15 protein-coding genes are annotated in these 25,663 nt (G+C 54.2%); 4 read left to right on the top strand and 11 right to left on the bottom strand.

Going from position 1 to position 25,663, the window contains the following annotated elements; genetic code table 11:
• Positions 1–2 precede the first annotated feature (2 nt).
• Positions 3–863 (bottom strand): helix-turn-helix transcriptional regulator, encoded by an 861-nt coding sequence (locus tag J4772_RS14840; protein WP_209075820.1) that lies wholly within the window; start codon positions 861–863, stop codon positions 3–5.
• A 144-nt stretch (positions 864–1,007) separates the two neighbouring features.
• Between J4772_RS14840 and fabF the strand changes: the two genes are divergently transcribed.
• Positions 1,008–2,267, top strand: a complete 1,260-nt coding sequence (gene fabF, locus J4772_RS14845) for a beta-ketoacyl-ACP synthase II (protein ID WP_209075821.1) — start codon at positions 1,008–1,010, stop codon at positions 2,265–2,267.
• A gap of 65 nt (positions 2,268–2,332) precedes the next feature.
• Here fabF and J4772_RS14850 read toward each other — a convergent pair whose 3' ends face one another.
• The 3 genes from J4772_RS14850 to J4772_RS14860 form a co-directional block, all read right to left on the bottom strand.
• Entirely contained in the window at positions 2,333–2,848 is a 516-nt protein-coding gene (locus J4772_RS14850; protein WP_209075822.1) for a GNAT family N-acetyltransferase, read from the bottom strand.
• A 188-nt stretch (positions 2,849–3,036) separates the two neighbouring features.
• Positions 3,037–4,179 (bottom strand): serine hydrolase domain-containing protein, encoded by a 1,143-nt coding sequence (locus J4772_RS14855; protein WP_209075823.1) that lies wholly within the window; start codon positions 4,177–4,179, stop codon positions 3,037–3,039.
• Between the two features lie 125 nt (positions 4,180–4,304).
• Complete coding sequence (locus tag J4772_RS14860) at positions 4,305–5,057, bottom strand: spermidine synthase (RefSeq protein WP_247741104.1); 753 nt, start codon at positions 5,055–5,057, stop codon at positions 4,305–4,307.
• 168 nt (positions 5,058–5,225) lie between these two features.
• On the opposite strand from J4772_RS14860, the gene J4772_RS14865 reads away from it, so the two are divergent.
• Positions 5,226–7,451, top strand: a complete 2,226-nt coding sequence (locus J4772_RS14865; RefSeq protein WP_209075824.1) for a heavy metal translocating P-type ATPase — start codon at positions 5,226–5,228, stop codon at positions 7,449–7,451.
• Between the two features lie 550 nt (positions 7,452–8,001).
• Here J4772_RS14865 and J4772_RS14870 read toward each other — a convergent pair.
• Positions 8,002–8,433, bottom strand: a complete 432-nt coding sequence (locus tag J4772_RS14870; protein ID WP_116064287.1) for a universal stress protein — start codon at positions 8,431–8,433, stop codon at positions 8,002–8,004.
• A gap of 177 nt (positions 8,434–8,610) precedes the next feature.
• On the opposite strand from J4772_RS14870, the gene J4772_RS14875 reads away from it, so the two are divergent.
• Positions 8,611–9,897 carry a class II aldolase/adducin family protein gene (locus tag J4772_RS14875; RefSeq protein WP_209075825.1) on the top strand — a complete coding sequence of 429 codons (1,287 nt, stop codon included), beginning with the start codon at positions 8,611–8,613 and terminating at the stop codon, positions 9,895–9,897.
• A 67-nt stretch (positions 9,898–9,964) separates the two neighbouring features.
• On the opposite strand, the gene J4772_RS14880 is transcribed toward J4772_RS14875, so the two are convergent.
• The 4 genes from J4772_RS14880 to J4772_RS14895 all read right to left on the bottom strand — a co-directional run bounded on the left by J4772_RS14880 (position 9,965) and on the right by J4772_RS14895 (position 15,318).
• The gene (locus tag J4772_RS14880; protein ID WP_116064289.1) at positions 9,965–10,384 is read right to left on the bottom strand and encodes a DUF1801 domain-containing protein; all 420 of its coding nucleotides are present in this window, start codon (positions 10,382–10,384) and stop codon (positions 9,965–9,967) included.
• A gap of 116 nt (positions 10,385–10,500) precedes the next feature.
• A complete protein-coding gene (locus J4772_RS14885; RefSeq protein WP_209075826.1) occupies positions 10,501–11,550 on the bottom strand; it encodes a threonine aldolase family protein in 1,050 nt (349 codons plus the stop codon).
• Positions 11,551–11,579: 29 nt separating this feature from the next.
• Positions 11,580–13,685 (bottom strand): hydantoinase/oxoprolinase family protein, encoded by a 2,106-nt coding sequence (locus J4772_RS14890; RefSeq protein WP_209075827.1) that lies wholly within the window; start codon positions 13,683–13,685, stop codon positions 11,580–11,582.
• Positions 13,663–15,318 carry a hydantoinase B/oxoprolinase family protein gene (locus J4772_RS14895; RefSeq protein WP_209075828.1) on the bottom strand — a complete coding sequence of 552 codons (1,656 nt, stop codon included), beginning with the start codon at positions 15,316–15,318 and terminating at the stop codon, positions 13,663–13,665. The genes J4772_RS14890 and J4772_RS14895 overlap by 23 nt, the downstream gene beginning before the upstream one ends.
• 157 nt (positions 15,319–15,475) lie before the next feature.
• Between J4772_RS14895 and J4772_RS14900 the strand changes: the two genes are divergently transcribed.
• The gene (locus tag J4772_RS14900) at positions 15,476–16,387 is read left to right on the top strand and encodes a LysR family transcriptional regulator (protein WP_209075829.1); all 912 of its coding nucleotides are present in this window, start codon (positions 15,476–15,478) and stop codon (positions 16,385–16,387) included.
• 9 nt (positions 16,388–16,396) lie between these two features.
• Here the strand turns inward: J4772_RS14900 and J4772_RS14905 are convergent, their stop codons facing one another.
• Both J4772_RS14905 and J4772_RS14910 read right to left on the bottom strand, forming a co-directional pair.
• Positions 16,397–18,829 (bottom strand): DUF4838 domain-containing protein, encoded by a 2,433-nt coding sequence (locus J4772_RS14905; RefSeq protein WP_209075830.1) that lies wholly within the window; start codon positions 18,827–18,829, stop codon positions 16,397–16,399.
• Positions 18,830–18,895: 66 nt separating this feature from the next.
• The gene (locus J4772_RS14910) at positions 18,896–25,540 is read right to left on the bottom strand and encodes an S-layer homology domain-containing protein (RefSeq protein WP_209075831.1); all 6,645 of its coding nucleotides are present in this window, start codon (positions 25,538–25,540) and stop codon (positions 18,896–18,898) included.
• Positions 25,541–25,663 lie beyond the last annotated feature (123 nt).

A 25,663-nucleotide genomic window follows, 5' to 3' on the forward strand; every position in this document is an offset into this window, starting at 1 on the left:
CCCTATGAGAATGCTTCGCCGTTCAGAATAGCGCTTCCCCCGATCAGCCGCTTCAGCTTGTTTTCGGTCGTCGATTCCGGCGCCGGCGTATAGATGCTGCAGCGCAGATCGGCGCCCTGCACTTGAAGCGAAGTCAAATGGAACAGCATTTTGCCGACCTTGGCGTGCCTGAATTCGATCAGCACCTCCGGAGCGGATTGAACTTCGCTCTCCTCCCATAAAGCCTCGAACTCCGGATGAGCCGCCTTCATCTCTCCGAGAAAGCGATCGTACCATTTGTCGTCGACATACTGACCGTAGTAAGCGCGAAAGATTGCGAGAAACCCCTTCGTAAAGTGCTCCCAATTGACCGCCAATCTCCGCAGCTCCTTCCTCGCAAACAGCAGACGAATCATGTTGCGGTCCTGCACCGGAACTTGTTCGAAATCGAGAAAGACGTGCGACGCCGCCTCGTTCCAGCCGACGATCGTATGGCGCCGGTCCGTAATGAGGGTGGGGCAGTAGGTTAGCTCCTGCAAAATTCGTCTGAGCGACGGACTGATCTTGGGCGTTTCCTCTTTGAGAGAGATTCCCGGGCTGACCTCCATCGCCAGCGAGACCAAATACTTGCGCTCGTCCACGCTGAGCTGAAGCGCCGAAGCGATGCAGTCGAGTACGGACGACGATACGCGAATGTCTCTTCCCTGCTCGAGCCACGTGTACCAGGTCAGGCTGACCCCGGCAAGCTGGGCTACCTCCTCTCGGCGCAGCCCGGGAGTTCTTCTGCGCGCGCCCGTGCCGAATCCTGCGGATTCCGGGGAGATTTTGGCCCGCTTCGCTTTGAGGAAAGCGGATAAAGCGAGCAGCCTCGCATCATGATTCATGTCCCGTCCCTCCGGTTCTTTTATATAAGTTGGACCAATCGACTTATCGTAGTATTTATTATACTAGTATAAACGACAACTTGTAATAGGATAACAGGAATGAGATGCTGGATGTACTTTAACAGGTACAAGGAGTGGATCGGCATGAGGCAAGTCGAACAAGTCGTGATTACCGGAATGGGCGTCATCTCCCCGCTGGGCAACTCGGTGGACAGCTTCTGGGAGCGTTTGGCGGGCGGACAGTCCGGAGTGTCCCGCATCGAGAGCTTCGATACCGCCCGGTTCAAAACGAAAATTGCCGGAGCGGTTCGCGGCTTCGATGCCGAGGCGCTGTTCGGACGCAAGGAAGCGCGGAGAATGGATCGCTTCTGCCAGTTCGCGATGGCCGCCGCCGGCGAGGCTTGGGAGGATGCCGGACTGCAGAAGGAACAGATCAACGGGGAACGGCTCGGCGTCTACGTCGGCTCCGGAGTCGGGGGCTTGCAGACGCTGATAGATCAAGCCGGAGTGCTGCGGGATCGCGGCCCGGAACGGGTCAGTCCGACGCTTGTGCCGATGATCATCTCAAATATGGCCGCGGCTCTGATCAGCATGAAGTTCGGAGCGCTTGGCCCGACAATGTCGCCGGTAACGGCTTGCTCGATCGGCAATACGTCGATCGGAGAAGCGTTCCGACTCATCCGCGGCGGCGGAGCGGACATCGTCATCGCGGGCGGCGCCGAGGCGGCCTTGTCGGAAATTTCGCTCGCCAGCTTCGGCAATGCGACCGCTCTCTCTTCGCGCAACGACGATCCGGCTGCGGCGAGCCGTCCGTTCGACGCCGGCCGGGACGGCTTCGTCATGGCCGAAGGGTCCGGCATCGTTATTCTGGAATCGTTGGCTCACGCTAAGCGCCGCGGGGCTCGCATCTACGCTGAGGTTCTCGGCTACGGCGCATCGTCTGACGCCTATCATATGGTGGCGACACACCCGGACGGGGACGGGGCTTATCGGGCGATGAAGCTGGCGCTGGCCGAAGCCGATCTTCATCCGGAGCAGGTCGACGTCATTAGCGCCCATGCAACGAGCACGGAAATCGGAGATCGCTCAGAGACGCTGGCGATCAAGCGGCTGTTCGGAGCTCACGCCTATCGCGTGCCGGTGACGGCCAACAAATCGATGACAGGGCATCTGCTTGGCGCCTCCAGCGCGGTCGAGGCGATCGCTCTGGTCAAGAGCCTGCAGAACGGGCTGATTCCGCCGACGATCAATTACGAGACGCCGGACCCCGACTGCGATCTGGACTGCGTGCCGAACGAGGCGCGGCGGGCCGAGCTGAATGTCGGCATGTCCAATTCGTTCGGCTTCGGCGGACATAATGCGGTCATTGCCCTGAAGAAATATTCCACGGAAGAACGGCGTTAACAAAAAAAGCCGTCGGCTGACATCCGGGTAATCCCGGATCGACTGCCGACGGCTTCCTCTATCGTCTACTTCCACTCCTCTGCCAGAACGGCGTAGACATATTCATCCCACCATACGCCGTCGCCCCGCGGAATGCATTTTAGGAAGCAGCCTTCCCTTCGCATGCCAAGACGCTCCATTACACGGCTCGAAGCGGCATTCTCGGGCTGACACGTCGCGATGACGCGATGCAGCCCCAGCTCGGCGAAGCCGAATTGCAGCACGGCTTGAGCCGCTTCCGTCGCATAGCCTCGCCCGCGAAAGCCCGGCGCGATCACCCATCCGATCTCGTAGGTGTGATCTCCGAACCACGGATGGAAAACGATATGCCCGATAAGCTGCTGAACTCCCTTCAGCACGACCGCATAATTGCGGGCGTCGGAGCCTCCGTTCTCGATAACGAAGCGCTTGGCGTCCGCTTCCCCGAACAGGCCGTCCGGCATATACGCCATCGTCTCCCGATCGGACGTATAGCCCAGAACATCCGGCCAATCTGCCGCTTCAAAGCGGCGAACAATCAATCTTTCTGTTACCAAACGCATCTATACTCACTCGCCTTTCGTAGTTTGCGAAATCGGTCATCGATCCGAAACGACGAAGGGGAGAAATGCGTACCGGCGCATTTTCTTTATAGCGTATCTAAAACCGAATCGCCTCCTTTCCGATAGAGTAAAGCCGTCTCTTCCCGAATGAATCCGGACCTTCTCTTCCTTGCTTTAACCTGTATGTCCTAGACCAGGCTGGACCAAATAATCTGCTTCGTACCGAGCACGGACCGGGGAACCCACGAATGAACGGACGGCACAAGCAGCACGACGACCATGCTCTCGACCGGATCGACGAACAGCGCGATCCGCCCCGCCCCCTCCAGTTGATACGTTCCCTGCGATTCGTAAGAGGTGGAGTGAATCGCCAGGTCGAAGCCAAGCGCATGCCCCTTGTCTTTGATCTGTCCGCCCCAATGGTAAGCGGGCACTCGAAACAGATGCCGTTTTGTGAGCAGCTCGACCGACTTGCGGCCGAGAATGCGCCTGCCTTCGAACGTCCCTCCGTTCAGCAGCATTTGCCCCAGCTTCCATAGGTCGTACATCGTGGAATAGATTCCGCTGGCCGCGCGGGGAATGACCTTCCAGTTGTCAGCCGACTGGCCGAGCGAATCGATGTCGTACTGATCCACCACGCACACTTCGGCGTGCAGCTCCGCCGGAACGTCGAACCAGGTGCGCTCCAAACCGAGCGGGCGCACGATTCGGTTCATCACATATTCCTCGAACCGTTCGCCGGACACGCGCGATACGATCTCGCCAAGCAAAGCGTAACCCGTCGACGTATAATTGTACGCCTCGCCGGGCTTGCAGACGGGCAACCCCGTCAGCGCCTGGACGATCCAGCTCTTGTGACTGTCCGGATCGTACCATCGGCGAGGATAAGGCTCGTTGTAATAGCCGGGAACGGGCGAAATGCCGGAAGTATGCGTCAGCAGATGAAACAGCGTCACGTCCCGATACGTGCCATTGTCGAATTCTTCGAGAAGCGCTGCGACCGGCTGGTCCAGATCGAGCTTGCCATCCTCGATCAGCTTGACCAAGGCGATCGTTGTGAACGCTTTGGTCAGAGAGCTTAGCTTCCTGATGGAATCCGGTTGCAGACTTCCCTCGCCCTTTACTCCATTCAGTCTTCCCATCGCCGACCACGATGCGATTTTGCCGTTGCGGGCCACCAGATGCCCGCCACCTTGCAGCAAGCCCTGCGCGATCAGTTCTGCGTAATGCGCGTCCAGCTTGCCCAACTGGCCGGAATCGAATCCGACCTGTTCGGGCGCGGCATGCGCGGCTCCTTCCGTCTTCGTCCAAAGTTGCGGCGTTGTCTCCAAAGTTATTCCCCCGACTTCTTCAAGTTGATCAACAACGGGGACATTGTATCCAATCCGCATGGACTCGTCTACGGTCGCGGCCGCACTCGGTGACTAAGTATCACAAATCGTGAAATAGTATCAAGTTACCGCCAAGCCGCCGATCCGTCCCAAATAATATAGCCTTCTGCCAGCTCGATTTCGCGAAGCCCGATCTCCCTGCTATCGAGGCCGTCGGACGCACCGCTGCCTACGAAAATCAGATTCCTTCTGTCGCGTTCCCGCGGCGCGGGCAACGAATAGCACCGAACGTCGGCGAAAGCCCGGCACAGCGTCGAGCGGATCGCCTCAGCCATGCTGTCGTCCTGCGGACGGCCCATCATGTTCAGAAGGAGCGCCCCTTCAAGCCGAAGCTTATCGGCGGCTAACCGGAAAAATTCCACCGTCGTGAGGTGAGGCGGAGTTCCCCTGCTAGTAAACGCGTCAAGAACGATATAGTCGAGCGACCGGTCGGCCTCCGCTTTAAGAAGCTGCCGCCCGTCGCCGATCTCGACGTTGTCGTCCGCGCAATCGAAATACCGTCGGCTCAGCTCCACAACCGCTTCGTCGATCTCCGCCGTTTTGATCCTTTTGCCGCGAAAATAGCCGGAAATCGACCCGATCCCGTGTCCGATAACAAAAGCGCTACGGAAATCGGGATCGCGATGCTCCATCAGAGCGGTCATCGCCTTCTGGTAACCGAGAACGAGGCGACGGCGATCTCTCAGGTCCATCGCGCCTTGCACATCCTCGTCCGCGAACCGAATGCACCTGAATTTGCCCGTCTCCCCGTCCAACTGCGACGTTTCATATACGGTAATCTCGTTGTACGCGGATCCGATCGCTGCCAGCTTCTGCATCCTTGCACTCCATTCCTGCTTATCTTCCTCTTAATCCTAACACGAAACGATATGCCCGGCTCGCGATGAATTGCTATTTTCTCTTCTGGATTTTATTCGACTTGTTTTGTCGTTTGCTTTAAATTATTATATGAACAAGTATTCACCTAATAATGGGAGAGGATTGAAATGATCGAATACCGGGTTAAAGGGCTGTCTTGCGGGAACTGCGCCCGGACGCTGGAGGAGGAAATCAAGCGGCTGGACTACGGGGATACGGCCTCGCTTAGCTTTGCCAGCGGCAAGCTTAAGCTCGATGAACGGGTTCCGCTCGATCGCGTCAGGCAAATTCTGAAGAGCGACCGCGCATATCTTGTCGAACAGCCTGCAGAACAAGGTTCCGGGTCCGGGCACGCATCGGCAATGGCTTTGACTGAAGCGGCGCACACGCACGATCACTCGAACGATCATAGCCAGCCGCATGCACACGAACATTCCGGCTTTCACGATCATAGCCAGCCTCATAGCCATGAGCACTCGCATGAGCACGACCATGCTCACTCTCACGGCAGCAAACGGATGATCGCGCTATTGGCCGTTTCGACCGCAATCTATGTCGCTGCTCTCATCATGGACGGACGACTCTCCTCTTCGCTCGCCGTCGTCTGTTATTTGCTAGCCGCCGCGCTTAGCGGATACTCTACTTTTTATAAGGGCGCGAAGAACCTGTTCCGGCTCAAGTTCAATATCGACACGTTGATGACAATCGCGCTGATCGGAGCCGTCGCAATCGGCGAATGGAAGGAAGCGACGCTGGTCGCCATTTTATTCGGCGTTAACGAGCTGCTCGAGGGGCTGGGGATGGAGAAAGCCCGGCGATCGATGGAACGGCTGCTTAGCGTCGCGCCGAAGCAAGCGAGCAAGCTTGAGGATGGCAAAGAGTCGATCGTACCGATCGCGGCGCTGCAAGCGGGCGACACGGTTATCGTGAAGCCCGGGGAGAAAATTCCGTCCGACGGCGAGGTCGTCTTCGGACGAAGCTCGGTGAACGAAGCGGCCATTACCGGAGAATCGCTGCCGTTGGAGAAAGGCGAAGGCGATGCCGTATTCGGAGGAAGCATCAACAACGAAGGCGTTATTCGCGTACGCATCCGCAAAGCGTATAAAGACTCCTCCCTCGCCCGAATTTTGCATCTTGTCGAAGAGGCGCAGGAGACGAAGACGCCGACCGAGCTATTCATTGATCGTTTCGCGAAATACTACACGCCGCTCATCATGCTCGTCGCGGCGCTCGTAGCGTCGGTCCCTCCGCTGCTGCTGGGCGGAGATTGGACGAAATGGCTATATCAAGGGTTGGCCGTCTTGATCGTGGGCTGCCCGTGCGCGCTTATTCTTTCGTCCCCGATCGCGATTCTGTCGGGCATCGCGCGCAGCGCCCGCCACGGCATTCTTGTCAAAGGCGGCATCCATCTTGAGCAGCTCGGCAAGCTGGATACGCTGGCCTTCGATAAAACCGGAACGTTGACCAAGGGCGAGCCGTACGTGGAGCAAATGACCGTATACGACGCAGAACGTTTTCTCGCCGTCGCGGGAGCCATTGAACAATCCTCCTCCCATCCGCTGGCCAAAGCGATCATGAAGGAGGTCGTCCGAGCGGGCGTAACATTGCCTGAGGCCGTCGACATCCGCGCCGTTCCTGGCCGCGGAGCCGTGGCCGAATGCGACGGAGCCTCCTATTGGCTGGGCAACGAGAACATCGTCGAGCACTTCAACATTCCCGAGTCTATTCGTGCCGAGATTGAAGCCTATAAGCAGCAGGGGCTTACGATTGTTCTTGTCGCCGATTCCGCCGCGATTCTCGGGTTGTTCGGCATCGCCGACGAGATTCGCGAGGAAAGCGCGTCCGTGCTAGCGGCGCTGCGCCGTCAAGGAATTAGACGCACCGTCATGCTGACGGGCGACCATGCGAAAACCGCGGAGAAGGTCGCCCGAGCGGTAGGCGTAGATGAAGCGTTCGGCGGCCTGCTGCCCGAGGAGAAGGTTGCGAAGGTGCGGCGTCTCGCCGAGGAAGGCGTCGTGGGCATGGTCGGCGACGGCATTAACGACGCACCCGCTCTCGCTTCCGCTCACATCGGTATCGCGATGGGCAAAGGAACGGACAGCGCAATCGAAACCGCGGACGTCGTGCTCATGCAGGATCATCTTGGCAAATTGCCGGAAGCGATCCGCACGGCCAAACACGTCAACCGCACGATCCGCTTCAACATTGCAATCTCGCTCGGATTGAAGCTGGCCGCGCTGTTGCTTACGCTTCCGGGCTGGCTCACGTTATGGTTCGCGATTCTGTCCGACATGGGCGCAACCGTCTTCGTCACGCTCGTCAGCCTGACGATTCTGATTGAACGCAAATCATAGAAGAACACCCTGCGCTGCCGCCTTCGGGCGGACTGCTGCCGGGTGTTCTTTCTTTTTCGCCGCATTTGCGACTACGCTCTTCTCCATTTTTCTCTTGTCCAGCCAAAGGTACAAGCAATGCGTGCGGCTCCCTCATACACTCTAGTATTATCCAAAGAATCGAGGTGAGCCCTAATGAGTCGTGAATGTCAGGACAAGCACAAATCCCATGATAAACATAAGTCCTGCTGTAAACACAAATCTCCCCCTAAGAGCAAAGGCTGCGAGAAGGACAAATGCGGTGAGCACAGATCCCATGGCCATCACAAGTCCCATGGTCACCACAAGTCTCACGGTCACAAATCGTGCGGCATGCACAAGTCTGGCGGTATGCACAAGTCCGGCGAGCAGCATAAGAGCTGTGGCAAGCGCAGCGAAGGCCATCACAAAAGCGAAGGCAAGAAGGATTACAGCCACAAAGGCTTCTGCTGCTATCCGAGATCCTGGCTGTGAGCTCGATCCTCATTCGTTCCGGAGTCCGCATTCGTTGCGGGCTCTTTGCGTTGTGCCTTCATTTGACGACCAGCACCGGAATTTGCGCTTGCTGCACGACATGATGGCTGACGCTACCAAGCATCCACTCCCGAATCGGTCCGAGCCCTCTGTTGCCGATTACGATCAAGTCGCAGCAATATTCCTTGGCATATTGCAAGATTGCCGAGGAAGGAACGCCTTCGAGAACAGCGACTTTCGCGTAGGGCAGCTCTTTGATCGCATCCTCCGCTTGGCGAACTAGACTAACCTGATACTCTTTCATCCGTTCCTCGTAGCCGCTCGGCACAACCATGCCAAACCCGGCAAAAGCATAAGGCGGCCTCGCGGTGACGTGAGCGACGGTCAGCTTGCTACCCGGGCGGCTATCGACGAGCTTGACGGCGTGGGCGAGCGCTTTGGCCGACGCTTTGGAGCCATCGAATGCGGCCAATACGTGATGATAGGTCATCCGTTCCCCTCCCTTTCCGAATGCGTACTTATAGTATATACTCCTCGCCCCGAATTTCTGTAGCGTTTCTCACATTTGGGCATAAAGCCGAAATTTGCGAGGAATTATGACTTTCTTTACAGTCGGAAAACCGGTTTTTATGTACAATAGAGGAAAACAGGACTAGGAGGAGCTTATATGCGCTACGATCTACTTCACCCCGCGGATCAAATACTTCTAATGATGGACCGGATTTACGGTTATGGTATGACGACGACGTCCGGCGGCAATCTGTCGATTCTTGACGAACAAAATCAAATTTGGATTACGCCCGCAGGCGTAGATAAAGGCACGTTGACGCGAAACGATATCGTATGCGTCAAACCCGACGGTACGGTCGTCGGCCATCATCGCCCGTCAAGCGAGTTTCCGTTCCACCGGCTCATCTACGCCGCTCGGCCGGACTTGCGGGCCGTCGTGCACGCCCATCCCCCCGCTCTCGTCTCGTTCAGCATCGTCAGGCGCATTCCCGACACGCGGCTGCTGCCTAACGAGCGGCAGATTTGCGGAGAAATCGGCATGGCGGAATACGCCCTCCCCGGCAGCAGCCAACTGGGCGAAAATATCGCCGCCGTGTTCCAACGCGGCAACGATTCGGTCATGTTGGAAAACCACGGCGTTGTCGTCGGCGGAGCGGATCTGTTCCAAGCGTTTCAACGCTTCGAGACGCTTGATTTCTGCGCGCGGCTGGAAATTAACGCTCGCAGGCTCGGAACGCCGACGCTGCTGTCGGACGATCAGTTCGGCGCGATGGCACACAGCGACGAGCCGGAGCTGGGCGAGTTCGTCCCGCAGTCGTACGGCACGGACGAGCTTGCCATTCGCCGGGATATGTGCACGCTGATCAAGCGAGCCTACGACCAGCGCCTGTTCACGAGCACGCAGGGAACGTTCTCGCATAGACTTGCGGACGGTTCCTTTGTCATCACGCCTTTCGGAGTCGACCGCAAATACTTGGAGCCGGAGGACCTTGTGCGCATCGAGGGCGGAGCGGTCGAAGCCGGCAAAACGCCGAGCCGTTCCGTCCACCTTCATAAGCGCATTTACGAGCTGCACCCACATATCGATAGCGTCATAATCGCGCATCCGCCGAACGTGATGGCCTTTGCCGTCACCGACCGTGACCTCGACTCGCGTACGATTCCGGAGAGCTACATTCTGATGCGGCAGACGCCCAAGCTTCCCTTCGACGCCGTCTATCGCGACACGGAAGGCACTGCGGCCCGCTTTACGAAAGACACGCCGATCGCTATCGTGGACAACAACTGCGTCATCGTAACCGGCCAAAATCTGCTTAATGCGTTCGACCGGCTCGAAGTCGCCGAATACAGCGCCAAAGCGCTTCTGTCGGCCGGCTGCCTCGGAGACATCGTACACATCGGCCCTGAGCAGATCCGCGACTTGGAGATTGCGTTTAAGCTATAATATGACAAAGCCCGCAGGAGTTTGGCCTCTTCACGCAGCCAAGCTCTCGCGGGCTTTTTTTCGGTGATCATTCGGGATATGTCACCTTTAGGAAATCGACGGACTGTCGGATCAACGTTTTCAGCGTCTCAATGTCGATGTCGTCCAGCTTGTTGATGTAGACGCACGCCTTGCCTGTCGTATGTTTGCCGAGCTTCTGAAGCAGTTCCTCTCGCTGAGAATCGCCGGGAGCGAAATAAAGGCTGATCTTCGCCTTCCTTGGCGAGAAGCCGACAAGCGGCGCGTCTCCCTCATGACCTGTCGCATACTTGTAATGGTACGATCCGAAGCCGATGATGCTCGGTCCCCACATTTTTCCCGGATAACCGGTCGTCTCGGCAAAAATGTCGAGCAGTTTATAGCCGTCTTCTCGCTTCTTAGGATGGTCCACGCTCTCGATAAACTCGATGACGCTGTTTTCGGTTTCCTTTGTTTTCTGTTCGTACACGGGATCACGGCTCCCTTGACTTGTTTGATGATGAGAACAAGGTAGCACGGATCTGGACATCTTGTCAAAATAACAGCTAAGGCGTTTCTGTTCGGTCATCGTTCGCCGTTCCTTGCCTATCCGATTGCTTCCCCCAACAATCGAGATGCCCTTAAGGCGTCTTCATCGTTGATTTCCCGATGGAAGACGAAGCGCAGGACGGCATCGCTATATAAGTAGGAAGCGACGCCTCGTATCTTCAAACGCTGCAAAACTTCTCCCGCGGCAACACCCGTACCGGAAACGTCGACCATGACGATATTCGTTTGTACCCTTTGAAGCTCTACGCCAATACCTGGAATCCGTTGTACCGCCGATGCGAACAAGTAGGCTCGGCGATGATCTTCGGCGATATCGTCCACCATTTCATTCAAGCCGATCAATCCCGCCGCAGCGATGATTTCAGCCTTATGCTGACTGTCTCCGCCAAGCGCCCGAGCCAACTGCGACGCTTTCCGGATCATTGCCGCGGAGCCGCACAATAAAGCGCCTTCCAAAGCGCATAACCCTTTGTTTAAGTTGATCGTCACCGAGTCGTACATTTCCGTCATTTGCCGCACCGGTAAATCCAGCGCTACCGCCGCATTAAAGATTCGCGCTCCGTCCAAATGAACGTAAATTTCGCGCTCCTTCATTGCCGCGCAAACTTCCGCCGTATAGGCTTGGGGCAGAACCGCGCCTCCGCCGGCATTGTTCGTATTTTCCAAACAGAGCAGCTTAGTGCGAGGCCGATGCGAAAATACGGATGCCTCTACGGCGGATAGGATCTCCTCCAGGTCGATCGCGCCGCGTCGCCCCTTGAGCAGCTTCGGATAAATGCCCGCAATGGATGCCATGCCCCAGCCTTCCGACCAGGCGATATGGGAGCTTTCCTCTAGAATCACTTGATCTCCGCGATCCGCATGCGCCATCATCGCAATTAAATTCGCCATCGTACATGAAGGCAGCAGCAATGCCGCAGCTTGTCCCGTCAATTCGCAAGCTCTGGCCAAGAGCGCCTCCACCGCCTCTTGGCCTTTGAACGGGGTAGCGTTAAGCGCCACGGCTTGCATGGCCTCCCACATCCGGCTTGTCGGCGCTGTCCTCGCGTCCGTGCCGAGATCGATATAAGGGTCGTTTCTCCCCATAATGCCGTCTCTCCGATCGCATTTCATCATCAATGAAGATCAATGACCAGGTTGAGGTGACCATCCACCTTAATCGTTGTGTTAGGTCCCGCCACTACGGTCGATTCCCGTTCTTCGATAACCGCCGGCCCCGGGACGGTCGTACCGGGAACTAAACGATATCGATCGTATACTGCCGTATCGGCAAATGACTTGATTTCATGAAAATATACGTTCCTGCGGCCCTTCAACGCCTTCTCGCCATCCGGATCGTAACGATTGAAGCGAAGATTGGACACCTGCTCAGGCGCAAAAGAACGCAACCGCAAATTGATGATTTCAAGCGAGACGCCTTGCGGACAATGGCCGAACGTCGCTTCGTATTCCTTCAGAAAAGCCGTCTCCAAAACACTTGTGTCCTCATCGATCAGCATCGATTCCGGAAACTTTACGGCAATCTCATAACCTTGTCCGGCATATCGCATCTCTGCCGTATACATCGTCTCCATCTCTTCTTCCCTGACCCCCACCTTGCCCAAGCCTTCCGCCGCGTTCTTCCGCATATCCGCGAAAAGACTGCGAAGGTACGCCCAATCCAAAGCATCCAGGCTGCTAACATAGCTGCGTCCGAGTTCCACCATAGGCGGAGCGACGAGCATGCCTGCCGCTGATGCGACTCCTGTTGCGGGAGGGCACACGATTCGGCCCAGTCCGAGCAAACGGGCTATGCCGTACGCATGAACCGGTCCGGCTCCGCCTGTCGCCACCAAGCTGAATTTGCGCGGATCGGTCCCTTTCTCGGCGATATGAATTCTTGCCGCCGACACCATATTATGGTTCACGATTTCATGAATACCCGCCGCGGCTTCTATTGAGCTGATCCCAAGCGGTATGGCTACTTTATTCGCGATAGCTCTCTCTGCGAGCTCGGCGCTCAGTTGCATATCTCCTCCGAGAAAATAATCGGGATCCAAATACCCAAGCAGAACGTCTGCATCCGTCACGACCGGATCTTCTCCCCCGAGATCGTAACAAGCCGGTCCCGGAACGGAGCCGGCGCTTTCCGGTCCGATTTTAAGCATGTTCATATTGTCGAGGTGCGCGATGCTTCCGCCGCCGGCGCCGATTTCGATCATTTCCATGACCGGAATACGCATCTGTATGCCGCTCCCTTTCTTGAATCGCTGCATCCGCGCCGCCTCGAACTCGTAAACCCGATTCGGGCTTCCATCCCGGACCAGGCACATCTTGGCCGTGGTGCCGCCCATATCGAAAGCGATAATTTGGTTCTCTCCGGCCATTCTGCCGTGAAACGCCGCGGCGATGACGCCGGCCGCCGGACCGGACTCGATCAGTCGAATCGGATAGGCCGCTGCGGATTCGGCATCGGTCAACCCCCCATTGGACATGACGACGTTCACCGAAGCATCCGTGCCGTAGGCGGCGAGGCTGCGCTCCTGCTTGGCAATATAGGTGCGGAGCAGCGGCTTCACGTAAGCGTTGGCGACCGTTGTCGAGAAGCGTTCCAGCTCGCGTATTTCGGGCGCGACATCGGAGGAAAGACTAACGGACACTTCGGGCATCTCCTCCAGTAAAATTCGCTCCGCCAGCTTCTCGTGCTCCGGATTGCGATAGCTGTTAATAAAAGCGATGGCGACCGATTGGATTCCCTGCTCCTTGAACAGCGCAGCCGCTTGACGAACATCCTCTTCATGGAAGTCGACCAGAACGGCTCCCTCGCTGTCCACGCGCTCCCTGACCTCCCTCCTTAAAAATCTCGGAACGAGCGGTTCCATTTTCTTCATAAACAGATCGAAAATATCGAAGCGCATTTCATTGCCGATCTCGATTACGTCCCGGTATCCCGCCGTCGTTATAAGCCCCGTCGGCACGCCTTTGCGCTCGATCATTGTATTGGCGATCAGCGTCGTGCCATGGATAAACGTTTCCACGTCCTTCAAATCCAAACCGTATTGCTTCGCCATCTGATCCAAGCCATTGAAAATCGCGCGGCTCGGATCGTCCGGCGTCGTCAGTATTTTGCCGGTCAGGACGGTACCGCTTTCTTTGTCAAGCATCGTCAGATCGGTAAACGTTCCGCCGACATCCGAACCTACCATCCACTTGCCGATCTTATCCTTTGTATTGATAGACATTGACCGCGGCCTCCTTCGAAATCAATTCATTGAGCAAATCTTTCTCGATAAGCTTCGTCTGTCGTTCGTCCGCAAAGCCGAAGCCGCCCCCGCCGGAATATTGCAGGCGAATTCGATCTCCCGGCCCCACTTGATTCCGCCCCTTTAGAGAAACGGCCAATTCACCGTTTACGGACGCATGCGCAGCGCCTCCCGCCGCTCCGCCGGCCGTCCCCGACGCCGGATGATCGACGCGGTCGAACATGAGCGACATCTGTACAGGTCCTTCCCCTCGAATTTCGAGCTCGATCACTTGGCCAAGCCCGCCCCGATACTTGCCCGCGCCGCCGGAATCCTGCAGCAATTCTTTCCGCCAGACGACCAGAGGAGAAACCGCTTCGGTAATTTCCATGGAACCGACGCTGACGTTGGAAGGAAAACTCGTGCAGCTTAGTCCGTCGTCCGTCGGCCGCGCACCCATGCCGCCGCAAATCGTCAGCACCGTCGAGTACGGCCTGCCCCGCCAAGTGCCGTTGAATATCGTATACTGCTGAGGTGCGCTTCCGGAATCGGCGATAATTTGATCCGGGATCGCTTTGGCTAGCGCTCCGTAGACGACGCAGGACAAGAAATGGCCGACCAAATGCCTGCCGTTCACCGGAGCGGGGAACAGAGGATTCAGAATGCTGCCTTCAGGCGCAACTACCGTAAACGGGCGGTAAGAGCCTTCGTTGCGCGGGGTCAACGGATCGATGGCGCATTTAACCGGAAAACAAGTGTACGCGTGCGTGTAATTATAAGGAACATTGATCGCGTGTCCGATTTGCGGCGACGATCCCGTAAAATCGATGACAAGCTGATCTCCGTTTACCGTCACCTTTACCTTCAGCTCGATAGGTTCGCCGTCGTATCCGTCCGTTTGCATTTCGTGACGGTATTCGCCGTCCGGAATCGCCGCTACGGCCTTCCGCATCGCTTGCTCGGCTTTATCTTGGATTTCGCGGGATATCGGAGAGATGTCCGCGATTCCGTTTTCCTCCAGCAACTCGATAAGAAGCGCAGCGCCGGCGCGGCCCGCCGCGATTTGCGCATGAACGTCTCCCAACACTTCGTCCGGCACTCGCACGTTGCCGCGCAAAATTCTTATTAAATCCTCGTTCGGCTTGCCTTCCTTATAAAGAAATAACGGAGGAATGCAGATGCCTTCCTCATATACCTCCCTGCCGTCGGAAGCCCACCCGCTTCCGCCCATATCCGCCATATGGGCAATGCTGCCAGAGAAACCGACCAGCTTATCCCTGTAGAAGATCGGAATAACGCATGTGATGTCAAGCAGGTGACCGGACGCGATCCATGGATCGTTCGTAATGACAACGTCGCCCGGACGCCAGTTTTGTCGGGGAAAGAGGTTCAAAATGCTTTTCAACGCTCGCGACATGACCCCATTAAAGGACGGAATACCGATCGTATTCTCGGCTACCGTGTCCCCGTTCTCGTCGAACAGTACGCAGGAATAATCGTTGGATTCTCGCACTGTCGGAGAGAAGGACGTTCTCTTTAATATCGTTGCCGTTTCGTCCGCAATTGCGATCAGACGGGTCCACAAGATTTCCAGCGTAATGGGGTCGATTCGTGTGGCTTCCACTTTAGGCATTTGACTTGCCTCCTAGAATGTAGGGTATTAGGCGTTTCAACAAGCAGCCTGCATCCTCATTCTAGAATTGACGACCGGCAGCGTCCAATATATAATGTTCATCACTGATATAATCAAAATGGAATATCGCATTTGTGATAGGAATGGAGAGGCGATTATGCAGCTTCAGCTTCTGGAGTACTTCCAATGTATCGCGAAACTCGGAAATTTCACGAAAGCCGCACAGGAGCTTCATATCGCCCAGCCTGCTCTCAGCAAGCAAATGGCGAGATTGGAAGCCGAAATCGGCGCCGAGCTCTTCATTCGGACGGGCAGGGGAATCAAGCTTACGGAGGCGGGAAACAGACTTCTGTTTCACTGCGAACGGATATTGGCGGATTGGAAGATAGCGGCTCGGAGCATCCAGGATTTAGGACTGTCGGGACGCGGCTTTGTAAGATTGGCTATGTACCCAACATTCGTATGGTATATGCTGCCACATTTTTTGCCTGAGTTCGTGCGCGACAACGACTCGATTGATTTGGAAATAGAGCAAGGGTTGAATGAACCCATTCTGGATTGGGTTCTCGGGCATCATATGGAAGCGGGCATCGTCACCGCTCCCGTTCATCACCCGCAATTGCGCGAGCAGCCGTTGCATGTGGAAGAATTCGGTTTGCTGGTCCCCGCCGATCATCCTTGGTCGGGCAGGGACTGCGTACCGCTAGTGGAGCTTCATCAGCAGCCTCTCATTCTCTCTACCTTGAATCGTTGGTACGAGAGCTTCATTTTGCCGTTATTCAAGCAATTGGCGATTCAACCTCAGGTGCGTCTCGTCGTCCATCAATACGACGTGATCAAGGAACTCGTTAGGGGAAATCTCGGCGTTTCCCTGGTTCCCGTCAATGCTTATCGAATGTGGAAAAAAACAGAGACGGGCATCGGGAATGAGCTTGCCATCGTTCCGATCGATCCTCCGCTACAGCGCCAGCTTCTCTGGATCGAGCGTCAAGACAGGACTCGTTCTCTCGCATGTCAACGGTTTCTGGACTATATGATTGCGTACTTAAATGCCGCGCAATCCGAGTAGCGCGATGATCTATTCCAATTTGTACAAAGCGAAATCATCCAAATAAACGACATCTTCAGGTTCTTGGTTCCAGACGACGATAAAAAATAATAGATTTTCCACTTTAAGCGGATTCACTGTTCCAACGTAATCGTTAATTTCAAAAATAAATTCCAAGCTGGCCCAGCGCCCTTTCGTCTGATCAAGCCTCTTGCGATCGGATATCGCAACGCCTAGCATTTCTTTGCTTTCCGACCGGATGTAGTGGTAAAAACCGATCTCTCCGCGCGTTTGCGAATCTAAGGGCACGTAATAATAGACGATGGCGGCATATCTGCCTCCGGTAAGCGGGATATTCTGGGCAGCGCCGCCGTTAGGATATGCCCCTTTTATTTTCATGCCATATTGGCCGGAACGCGATTGTTCATTTGAGCGCTCTATGCAAGTAGCAGATTCATTATCTTTCTCGTACGACCAGTCTCCTTCCGTATACTCCCCGTCTTCGAAGCTCGCGCTTCTAAGCAAATTCTCTTTGTCTCCGGAATCAATCAATACGGCGAACAAATCTCTTACGAGCTCCGTCTCGGTTGTCGCCACGATCTCGGTCAAACGCATTCTTACCGCACCGCCCGCGGCTTCCTTCTTCAACCAATCTTCCAGCCCCCCGAAAGCCCCACTCGACAGCCCGTTCCAAGATGTCGTCGCAAGCGGTTGTCTCAGCATAAGATCGCTGTCGAATTCAGCAAGCAATCGTCGTCTTCGATCGGCTAGCCCTATGTTATGTACGCTGTTCTCTATCAGAACGAGCGCCTCCTCTTCGCTCCGCGGCGGATTTACCGCCTCTTCAGAAGGAAAACTGAGTGCCGAAATTTCATAATACTCGAAGGCTCGCAATAAGAGTCTGGCGCGTTTTTTCTGTCGATCGGTATGCGTCTTTAAGACGACCTGCTCCAGCAAATCGCGACCCTCGACAAGTTCTTCCTTCGTTATATTTCTGAGATAGCTTGGACTTAAGAAATCCAAAAAGGTATGTCTTCTCGTTTGCCCTTTCCAGGTCGCATACCACGAGGTTTCCCATATTCGCATCGTCCAGAACTTTTCATATAGCTCGTAGTAAGACTTTAGATAGGGAGCCGCTTCGTCCCCAACCGCCCGTACGTACCATTCAGTCAACAGCTCGTCGACGTCCAAATCGGGATTCCACTGCAGCTTCGCCGATACCCACGGCTTCGGACCTTCACCGACATTCGGGTACAACTCCGCGGCATGGGCCGTCACGTTATGATGTTGCGCATACTTATAATTTTCCGCCATGACATGGGGGTAGACGCGCGGCAGCGCATACGGCGAGCCGTACAGATATTCATACCAGCCCAGTTGCGTCGCGTGCTGTTGCCAAAGCTGCGTATGCCGCATTCCAGTGTCGCCGAGGTCCCGATCGTTCCAAGTCATGCGATCATCCGTAATATAGGGGATGACTCTCGGATTTAATCGTAGATTAGTCGGCACGTCATATACCCACGCGTACGCCAGCAAACCGAAGTATTTATCGGGGTGTACCGCAAGCACGCCCTCCGCCACTTTGTTGACCCAAGGGTAATACACGTCCGACATATTCGGCAGACCCAACGAGTTTAATCCTCCGCCGGTGTAGTTGGGGCTGCGCGGATCCAGCTCGCAAAAATTCGGATAATCGTTAATTCCCAAGGAATAGGATATTTCATCCGGATGCGCATCAAAAAAGGCGATAATTTCGTTGATGGCAACAGCAGCGGTGGCGTCATTAAAGCAAGGCTGCCAGTGATCGTGCTGTGCGGGCACTGTATTGTTCGGATAGTATTCCGGATGATCGCGGAACTTGTTCGTATCGAACAAATTCATCAGATTGTGATGAAATTGAATCTTGTCATGCATGCGATTGTTCTTCGTCCATTCCGTCCACTCCACCGGACGTTCCATTCCAAAAAAATGCCGCGAGATCGTAGCAGGCTCTTCCGATACCGTGCCGAACGGAACGGACAGCATCGTCGATTGCGGTACGTCAACTCCGTCCGGACCCGGCATCAGCCAACGTACGCCGACATAACGCTCCAGAAACTCGATGACGCCAAATTCGGTTCCCCAGCTGGTCGGTCCGACGATCGACAGGCTCCTCCCATCCTCGCGAACGTCGATCACGTAGCCGTCGCCATCATTCATCGCCTGCAGAAGCTTTCCCAGCCTATCCGCATCTTCTGTCGGATATGTGCCTACATGGATATGAATTTCCGAGTTCGCACGTTCCCTAGTCCCAATTGGCAGCTTAGCCCCAGTTGCTCTCTCCACATATTCGTTCAATTTTTTCGCTGCGTCCAAGGTCTGTTGATCGGAATCGTCTGTAACGACAATGGCCGCTGAGGATTGGCCATCGACGACGATAGCCCTCTTCCGATGGGTTTCCGCGTATACCCTTTCATTTTGCATGCCGTGATGCCTCCTGGCGAAGAGGACGCTCCTATTCGCGTCCCCTTCGACTAATTATGTGGTAAGCTAATCCCTTTGGGTTATTTCTACAAGCACATTCATGAGAAACTGCGCTGCTTCTGCTCTCGTTGCATACTTTGCAGGATATAAACGACCTTGTGTTCCGTTAACCATCCCCATCTCATACAAAGCCGAAATACTATCCCGAGCATAACCGGATATTGCATCGGTATCCTTAAAGGAGCTGAGATCGGCTTTGCCCGATTTATCGTTCAACAGCTCCAGCTTTCGCAATGCGCGTTCAGCAATGGTGAACATTTCCTGCCGGGTGATTTGATCTTTCGGTTTGAATTCGTTTTGTCCGGTGCCATTTATGAGCTGTAACGACTTGGCTATTGCCACCTCTTCAGCGTAGTAATCGCCCTTGCTCACGTCGCTGAAAGAATCCGTCTCCGTGCCGCTCAGCCCCAACATACGAATGAACATCGTTACGAAATCCGCGCGAGTGGTCGTGGCCTCCGGCGAGAAAGTGTTATTCCCCTTGCCTTTAATGACATCCCGCGCTGCCATATATTTCACCGCTCGCTCGGACCAATGGCCTTTCGCATCCGCAAAAACCTTCTCCCGATACAGGACATCGAAAGTTCCGCTTTGCGCGGTCCGGAACATCATTTTGCCATTTGCGTATTGACTTTGGGGAATCAAGCTGATTGTCTCGCCACTCTTGCGATATGCAACGACGTAATCGCCGTTCTCTCCCGGCTTGAGAGCCCAGTTCAATTCGACTTCTAGCGGGTACTCCTCGTCCTTCCAATCCATTGGTTTATCATTGACCAGACATTCGATGATAAAGCTCCCTTTCCGAATGACAAAAGCGATTCGATCGGCAGAACTCGTTGCTAGCTTCCGAATCGATTCTCTATTGACCTTTAGCGAACCAAAGTCGGTCCTTATTGATAGGCTTGCCAGTTTATCAGAATTGGATAGCCATTCAGTGATGTCCGTGAGGGTTACTTGAATCTCCTTCATCGTTTCATTATTGGTATAGTCCAACACAAGGTCGACAGTCCCGTTCTCATTCGGCTTAGCGGCTGCGAGCAATTCCTTCAGCTTCTGAGGCGAAAGCGAAGCTTTCAGACGGAGGGCGCCTTTAACTTCTTTGTCGATGTCCTTCTCATTAGGAATAGGTGATGAAGTACCCGGCCTAGTCTCTGGTTCCGGTTCATTTTCCGTAACCTGAAACGTTGCCGTTCCCTTCGTTTGGCCGTAACTAACCTCGACGTTATACGCTCCTTTATCGGCTGAGGCCGGGACGGAGATCGACACGGTCGATTTATTGGAGTCTACTGTCCCTCCCGATAGGGTAAAGCTTTGTACGCTGCCGGAGCTGTTTTTTACGGCTACCGACAAGCTTTCACCCGCCACGATGCCGGCGGTCGTAATTGGAATCGTAACGGTACCCGCAGTGCCCTTAACTAAAGCCTGGGGAGTCGGCTCGCCCAGCTCGATAGATACCTGTTCTCCCGCTTCAACGAAGTAGAAGCTATCAACGTAAATGGATTCGATATTCGTCTTGTTGTTCGCGGGAGACACATAAGCGTACACGGCTTGTTCAGCGATATTATCCGCCGTTGCCGTGAATTGTCCAACTTTTACGTCCGTCCAGAACATGTTTTCCATGCTGCTCGCGGGAACGATTGTCGGAGACAGGATCGTACCGCCTGCGCCATAATCTATACCTACGGTAAAGGCATCCCCCTCGGGCTTCGGAAAGGACGGCCCGTTGACAACATCGGCCATTAACGCCGTTGTGTAATTGACCTTAACTCTTGCATACACATCGTAAGTTTGACCTAGGGTAAGATTCGCATCGCTCGTATAGCTGTAGAAGTCCATCGGAGAATTGCTATCGCCGATAACCTTCATGGCCGTTGTGCCGTCGGACGCAGAATAGTCGGCCACGCCTTTGCTGCTGCCGGATGCCCATGTTCCGAAAAGCTGGTCCTGAACTTCTTTGACAATCTGTTCCCCATTTCTGACGAGCTTGAATATTTTTCCGTCGCCGGCCGCAAAATTCACATCGGACAGAATGTAACTGTCCGCCGTCGTCCGAAATTCGACTTCCGATTCGCTGCCGTCCGATTTGCTCACTTCTAAGATCGACTTGACATTCATTCCGAGCTTCTTGCGATCGATGGCAATCGTCACGTTATCCTCGGACTCCGCGTTATGGTTGACGACCACGATATACTTGTTCGGGGTGCTTACGCTCTCATGAGTCGTCACGTCTGCGCTCGGGTATCCCGGATCGAACGGCTGAACTGTCGCCCCGCCCCCGCCGCCCGTTGTCGTAGCGACGTTAGCGATTCTGCGCATATCGAGGATAGTCGGTTTCAGCGCTTCGACTTCGCCAAGCAATTGCTTGATCGTATCGTAATCTTCCGGTCGTCGCGTATAGTCGTAGTCGACCATCCCTTTCCAGAGAATCGTCGATTGGTACATAAAATAAGTAAATCCTCTTGCGCCTCTGCCAATCGCTTCGTAGGTCATCGCCCTGACTTCCGCAGGCGTTGGATCCCTGAACACGCCTCCGTCTCCAAACGCTTGCAAAATCATCCAAACCGGCGCATCGTTCGTTAGATTTTTGCGGATTTGTAAAGTCGATACATCCAGGCTCTCTTCATAGGAAGCATTCGGGTATGCTCCAATATGCTTGAAATTGCCCGGTGTAGGATAAGGACTGGCAGCGGGATACAGATCCAGGCTCATCGCCTGAGTCAGGTTGGAAGGATAGAAATATTCCGCATCCTCGGGCATCGCATAATCGATAACCGTAAACCGTTCCGGATCTATGCTTTCCAGCATCCTTCTCATCACGGACAGATTGTCCCTGAATCGTTCCTTGTTACGGACATACATACTTCGCGGCTCGTCGAACAAAAGGTAGCCGATCAGTTGGTCCGCATGTTCGGATTGCAACGCTTTGTCAGCGTGTTTTTCCAATGCTTCGTACATCGCAACTTCATCGTTTCCGTACATCGCTTCCGAATCGTAGTGGTAACCCTCCCAGAACTTGAACAGCTCATGCGAGTCTGGTAAACCGATTAGCTTAAGTCCGTATTCCGCCGCCTTTTCCAACGTGATCTCGTAGATATCCGGCTTTTTGAGCCAGTTTGCGAGAAATACAGTGTCGACTCCCGCTTCTACTAAATCCGCAAACGTTCGATCCAAATAGGCGGCGGCATCCGCCGGGATATACGGAATATTCCAAGCTTCATACCAGACGCCTTTAGGATAGTCGTCGAGCGCGGGATTCACAGCTGCTTTCGTCAGTTGCACGCCGCTTATGACCTGAACGTTTTTCCTCATAAAGATTCGACCGTCCGACCGTTTCACTTCGATCGTATAAAGTCCGTTAGCCACCCTGTGGCCCTGATCGTTGGTGCCGTCCCACTGCTCTTTCGCGTACGTCCAATCCGCCCTAGCCTCTACAATCTTCTTAATCGTGTTTCCTTGATCGTCATAAACCTTAACATCAATGGTTTTCCCGGGCTCATACAACCCGTGGATGCTGTAATAAATGGTGGCCGTATCGTTAATGCCATCTTGATTGGCCGGCGAAATTTTGTAAGGGTACACATTGTTGTACTTGTTCGGATCGTAATAGATTTCCGGAAGCTTTCTTGTCAGCGTTGCGCTGTCTACTCGAAATGAAGGAAAGTTCGCCGCATTGGAAGTCGAATAAACTTTGACGAGATATTCATGGGAAGGATCGATCGTAATCGGCAGCAAAACCCCTCCTCCCCCGTAGTATTCAAGCTTCATCGTAAAAGGGGCCTGCGCCGTGCTATAGATTTTCTTTGCCATCAACGCTTGGCCTGTCGTCGCATCATGCAAGGAGACGCCCATGACATCCCCGACGGCAAGATCCCAATCCGCGCCAGGTACGCGGTCGGGGTTCACCAGCAATTGCAACGTATAATCGCCGGCAACGAAGCTGCTTCCATCGATCGGGATTTCCAAAGAAGGCGCATCTTCGTTCACCCCGTTCATTACTCTCGTAGCCCTGTTATCGGGGGTTAATCCGTCGGGAATATTCGAAGCGTTGGCGCCGAGCGTAAACCCGTCATTCTGGATCACATAGGGTACGACTTCTTTTAACACGATACGATCCACATAAATACCGGAGACCCCGCTATTTCCCAGTCCTTCCACGTAGAACTCAAGCCGATTGACGCCGTAATTCGGATTTATCGTCCCTACTCTGAACTCTCCCCACTGACCCTCCGTTGTATCGGACACGTCGATCGTTCGGGACGGGATCAAATCCTTTTGTTGAGTGGAGTCATAGACGCCGATTTTGGCGACACCGCCGCCGGTGCTTGTGCCGCGGTCGATTTTCAGCTTGAAATAAACATCGTACGGGGCAGCATGCTTAAGCATACTGAAGTCCCAATCCCTATATACGATATCCCTGCTTGCGCTATCTCCTGCCATCGTTGCCGAGAATCCATCCGAGGCCGTCCCGTCAGTTGCGCTTGCGGCGTTATTGCCGTATTGAAAGCTACTATCTTCAATAGTGAAGTCGCCGGTGACGCCGAGGGGACGAGCCCTTACGCGAAACTGGGAACTGTTCAGTTGGGAGCCGTCATAATGAATGTTTATCGTGTAAACGGCATCCTGCGCGGCATTCGTTTCCGGCACGACAACCTTGATGTTCGCTTGATTCGCGACCACCTTATTGCCCGTAATCGCGAACTGGGAAGTCCGATCCGCTCCGGTGCTATCGATAACAGTAATCGACAAATCTTCGTTATCCCCGATATTCGTCGTCGCGATCGGAATCACCAGAGTTCCTCCGGAATAAGACATTGGGTTTCCCGTAATCGGCAGCATTACGGCTGCGGGGATCCCCTGCACGGCAAAGCTCGTTTCGGTTTTCGCGCCGTCCGAAGCTTCCAGTTCGATCGTATAGACGCCTTCCGGCGTGCCGTTCGGAACTAGGATCGCGACCTGGGCCGCATTAGCCTCGATCGTATTTCCTGAGACGGCAAACGATAAAGTCTCTGTCACATCGGCTTCTTCCTGATCTTTAATCGTTACGGCCAATACGGACCCATCGGCGATGTTGGCAGAAGAAACGGATATACGGATTTCCCCGCCCTTGTTAGAGATTGGGCTGTTCCTAACTTCGCCCACTTTAAGATAAGGGACTTCCGTCACGGTAAATGCAATCGTGCTGGACGGGATATTCGCGTATTTAATTTCCGTGGTATAGTTGCCATCCGATGTTGCAGGCGGGATTTCCACCTGAATATTCGCCTGGCCGGAAACAACCGTAGTCCCCGTTATCGGGAAGTTTTGCGCTTGCCCCTCTTCATTTCGAATAACGACGATAACGCTTTCATTATCCGCGATATTATGCGTAGTCACAGGGATGACGACTGCTCCGCCGATTGCAGCGGCGACGGGGTCTCCGGTTATTGTCCCGACGGAAATTACAGGGGCATGCTGTACAACAAAAGTTCCTTGATGAGTCGTGCTCCCATAAGCCACTTGGAGGGTGTATGTGCCGGCTTCCGTGAACGGCGGAATTTGAACAGCCATTTGCACGGCATTCCCTGAAACGAAGTTCCCGGTGAATGCGATGCCTGAAGTTTGGGTCACGTCATTTCCATTCGCATCGTAAACTTGCGCGACTACCGTCTCCGAATCTTCGATATTCAGAGTGGTTGCGCTTACATTTAATGTGCCGCCATTGTAAGAAACGGGCGTTCCTTGTACATTGTCGATCATGATTAAAGGAGCGTTCGTGACTTCAAAGGCCGCTCTGCCGGTCGCGGCATTCCGATAGCTGGCTTCGACGGTGTAAATCCCGCCTTTGGTGCGCTGAGGAACAATGATCTTAATATTCGCTTGATTTCCGCGAACGATATTGGATCGAACTTCAAAGCTTTGCTGCTCGCCATTGCTATTTGTTATTTTCACATCCAACGGCTCTTCATCGGCGATGTTAACGGTCGTAACGGGGATCGATAATGTTTCTCCCGAATGCGATACCGGTGAGGTCTGGAACTCCCAGCCCAGATTGATGGCCGGAACATCGTCCGGCGCCTCCAAATAATAAAACTTGTCAACAGAAATAGCCGAAAGGATATTTTCCATTCCGTCGGCGGAATACAGATAAACGGTATCCATCCCGTTCAAAGAGGGGATGTAGGTGCCCACCTTAATATCGGCCCATTCATTCGAATTCAACTGGGATAACGGAACGCGAATTCCGGGAAGCGGGAAGTTGTTCTGGGATATGGAATATACGCCGACAGAAAAAGCGTAGCCCGGGGCATTTTCATTGTTAAACTCCACTTTCACCCTTGCATAAAGGTCGTACGCCTTTCCTGGAACGAAAGGCGACACTCCGGTTGCATTGCCGAATTTGTCGTTGGTAAATATTCCGTTCGTCATGCGCAGTTGAAAATCCCACGTATTTACCGCTTTAATGAATTTTTTCGCAGTCAAACCGTCTGATGCCGTTTCATCTGATACACCGAATAGAGTATCCGGCGTATCGTATGTATAAAACAACGAATCCTGCCCTACGTACTCAAACGGGCTTTCTTCCGCGTAAGATACAGCGGGAACCGCCATTACATTAAATGTTGAAACAATTAGAACTAGAGCTGTTAATGTGGATATCCATTTTTTGAACAACCCAAACACCTCCGCGTATTTATGTTTCCAAGATTTCAACCTAAGCTTTCGATCTTCATAAGGAAGAGGCTGCCCCATTTCAAGCAATTCCGCTTATGGGACAGCCTAAGATGTGCCAATCCA

This window comes from Cohnella sp. LGH (genome assembly GCF_017671885.1).
Classification (GTDB): Bacteria; Bacillota; Bacilli; order Paenibacillales; family Paenibacillaceae; genus Cohnella; species Cohnella phaseoli.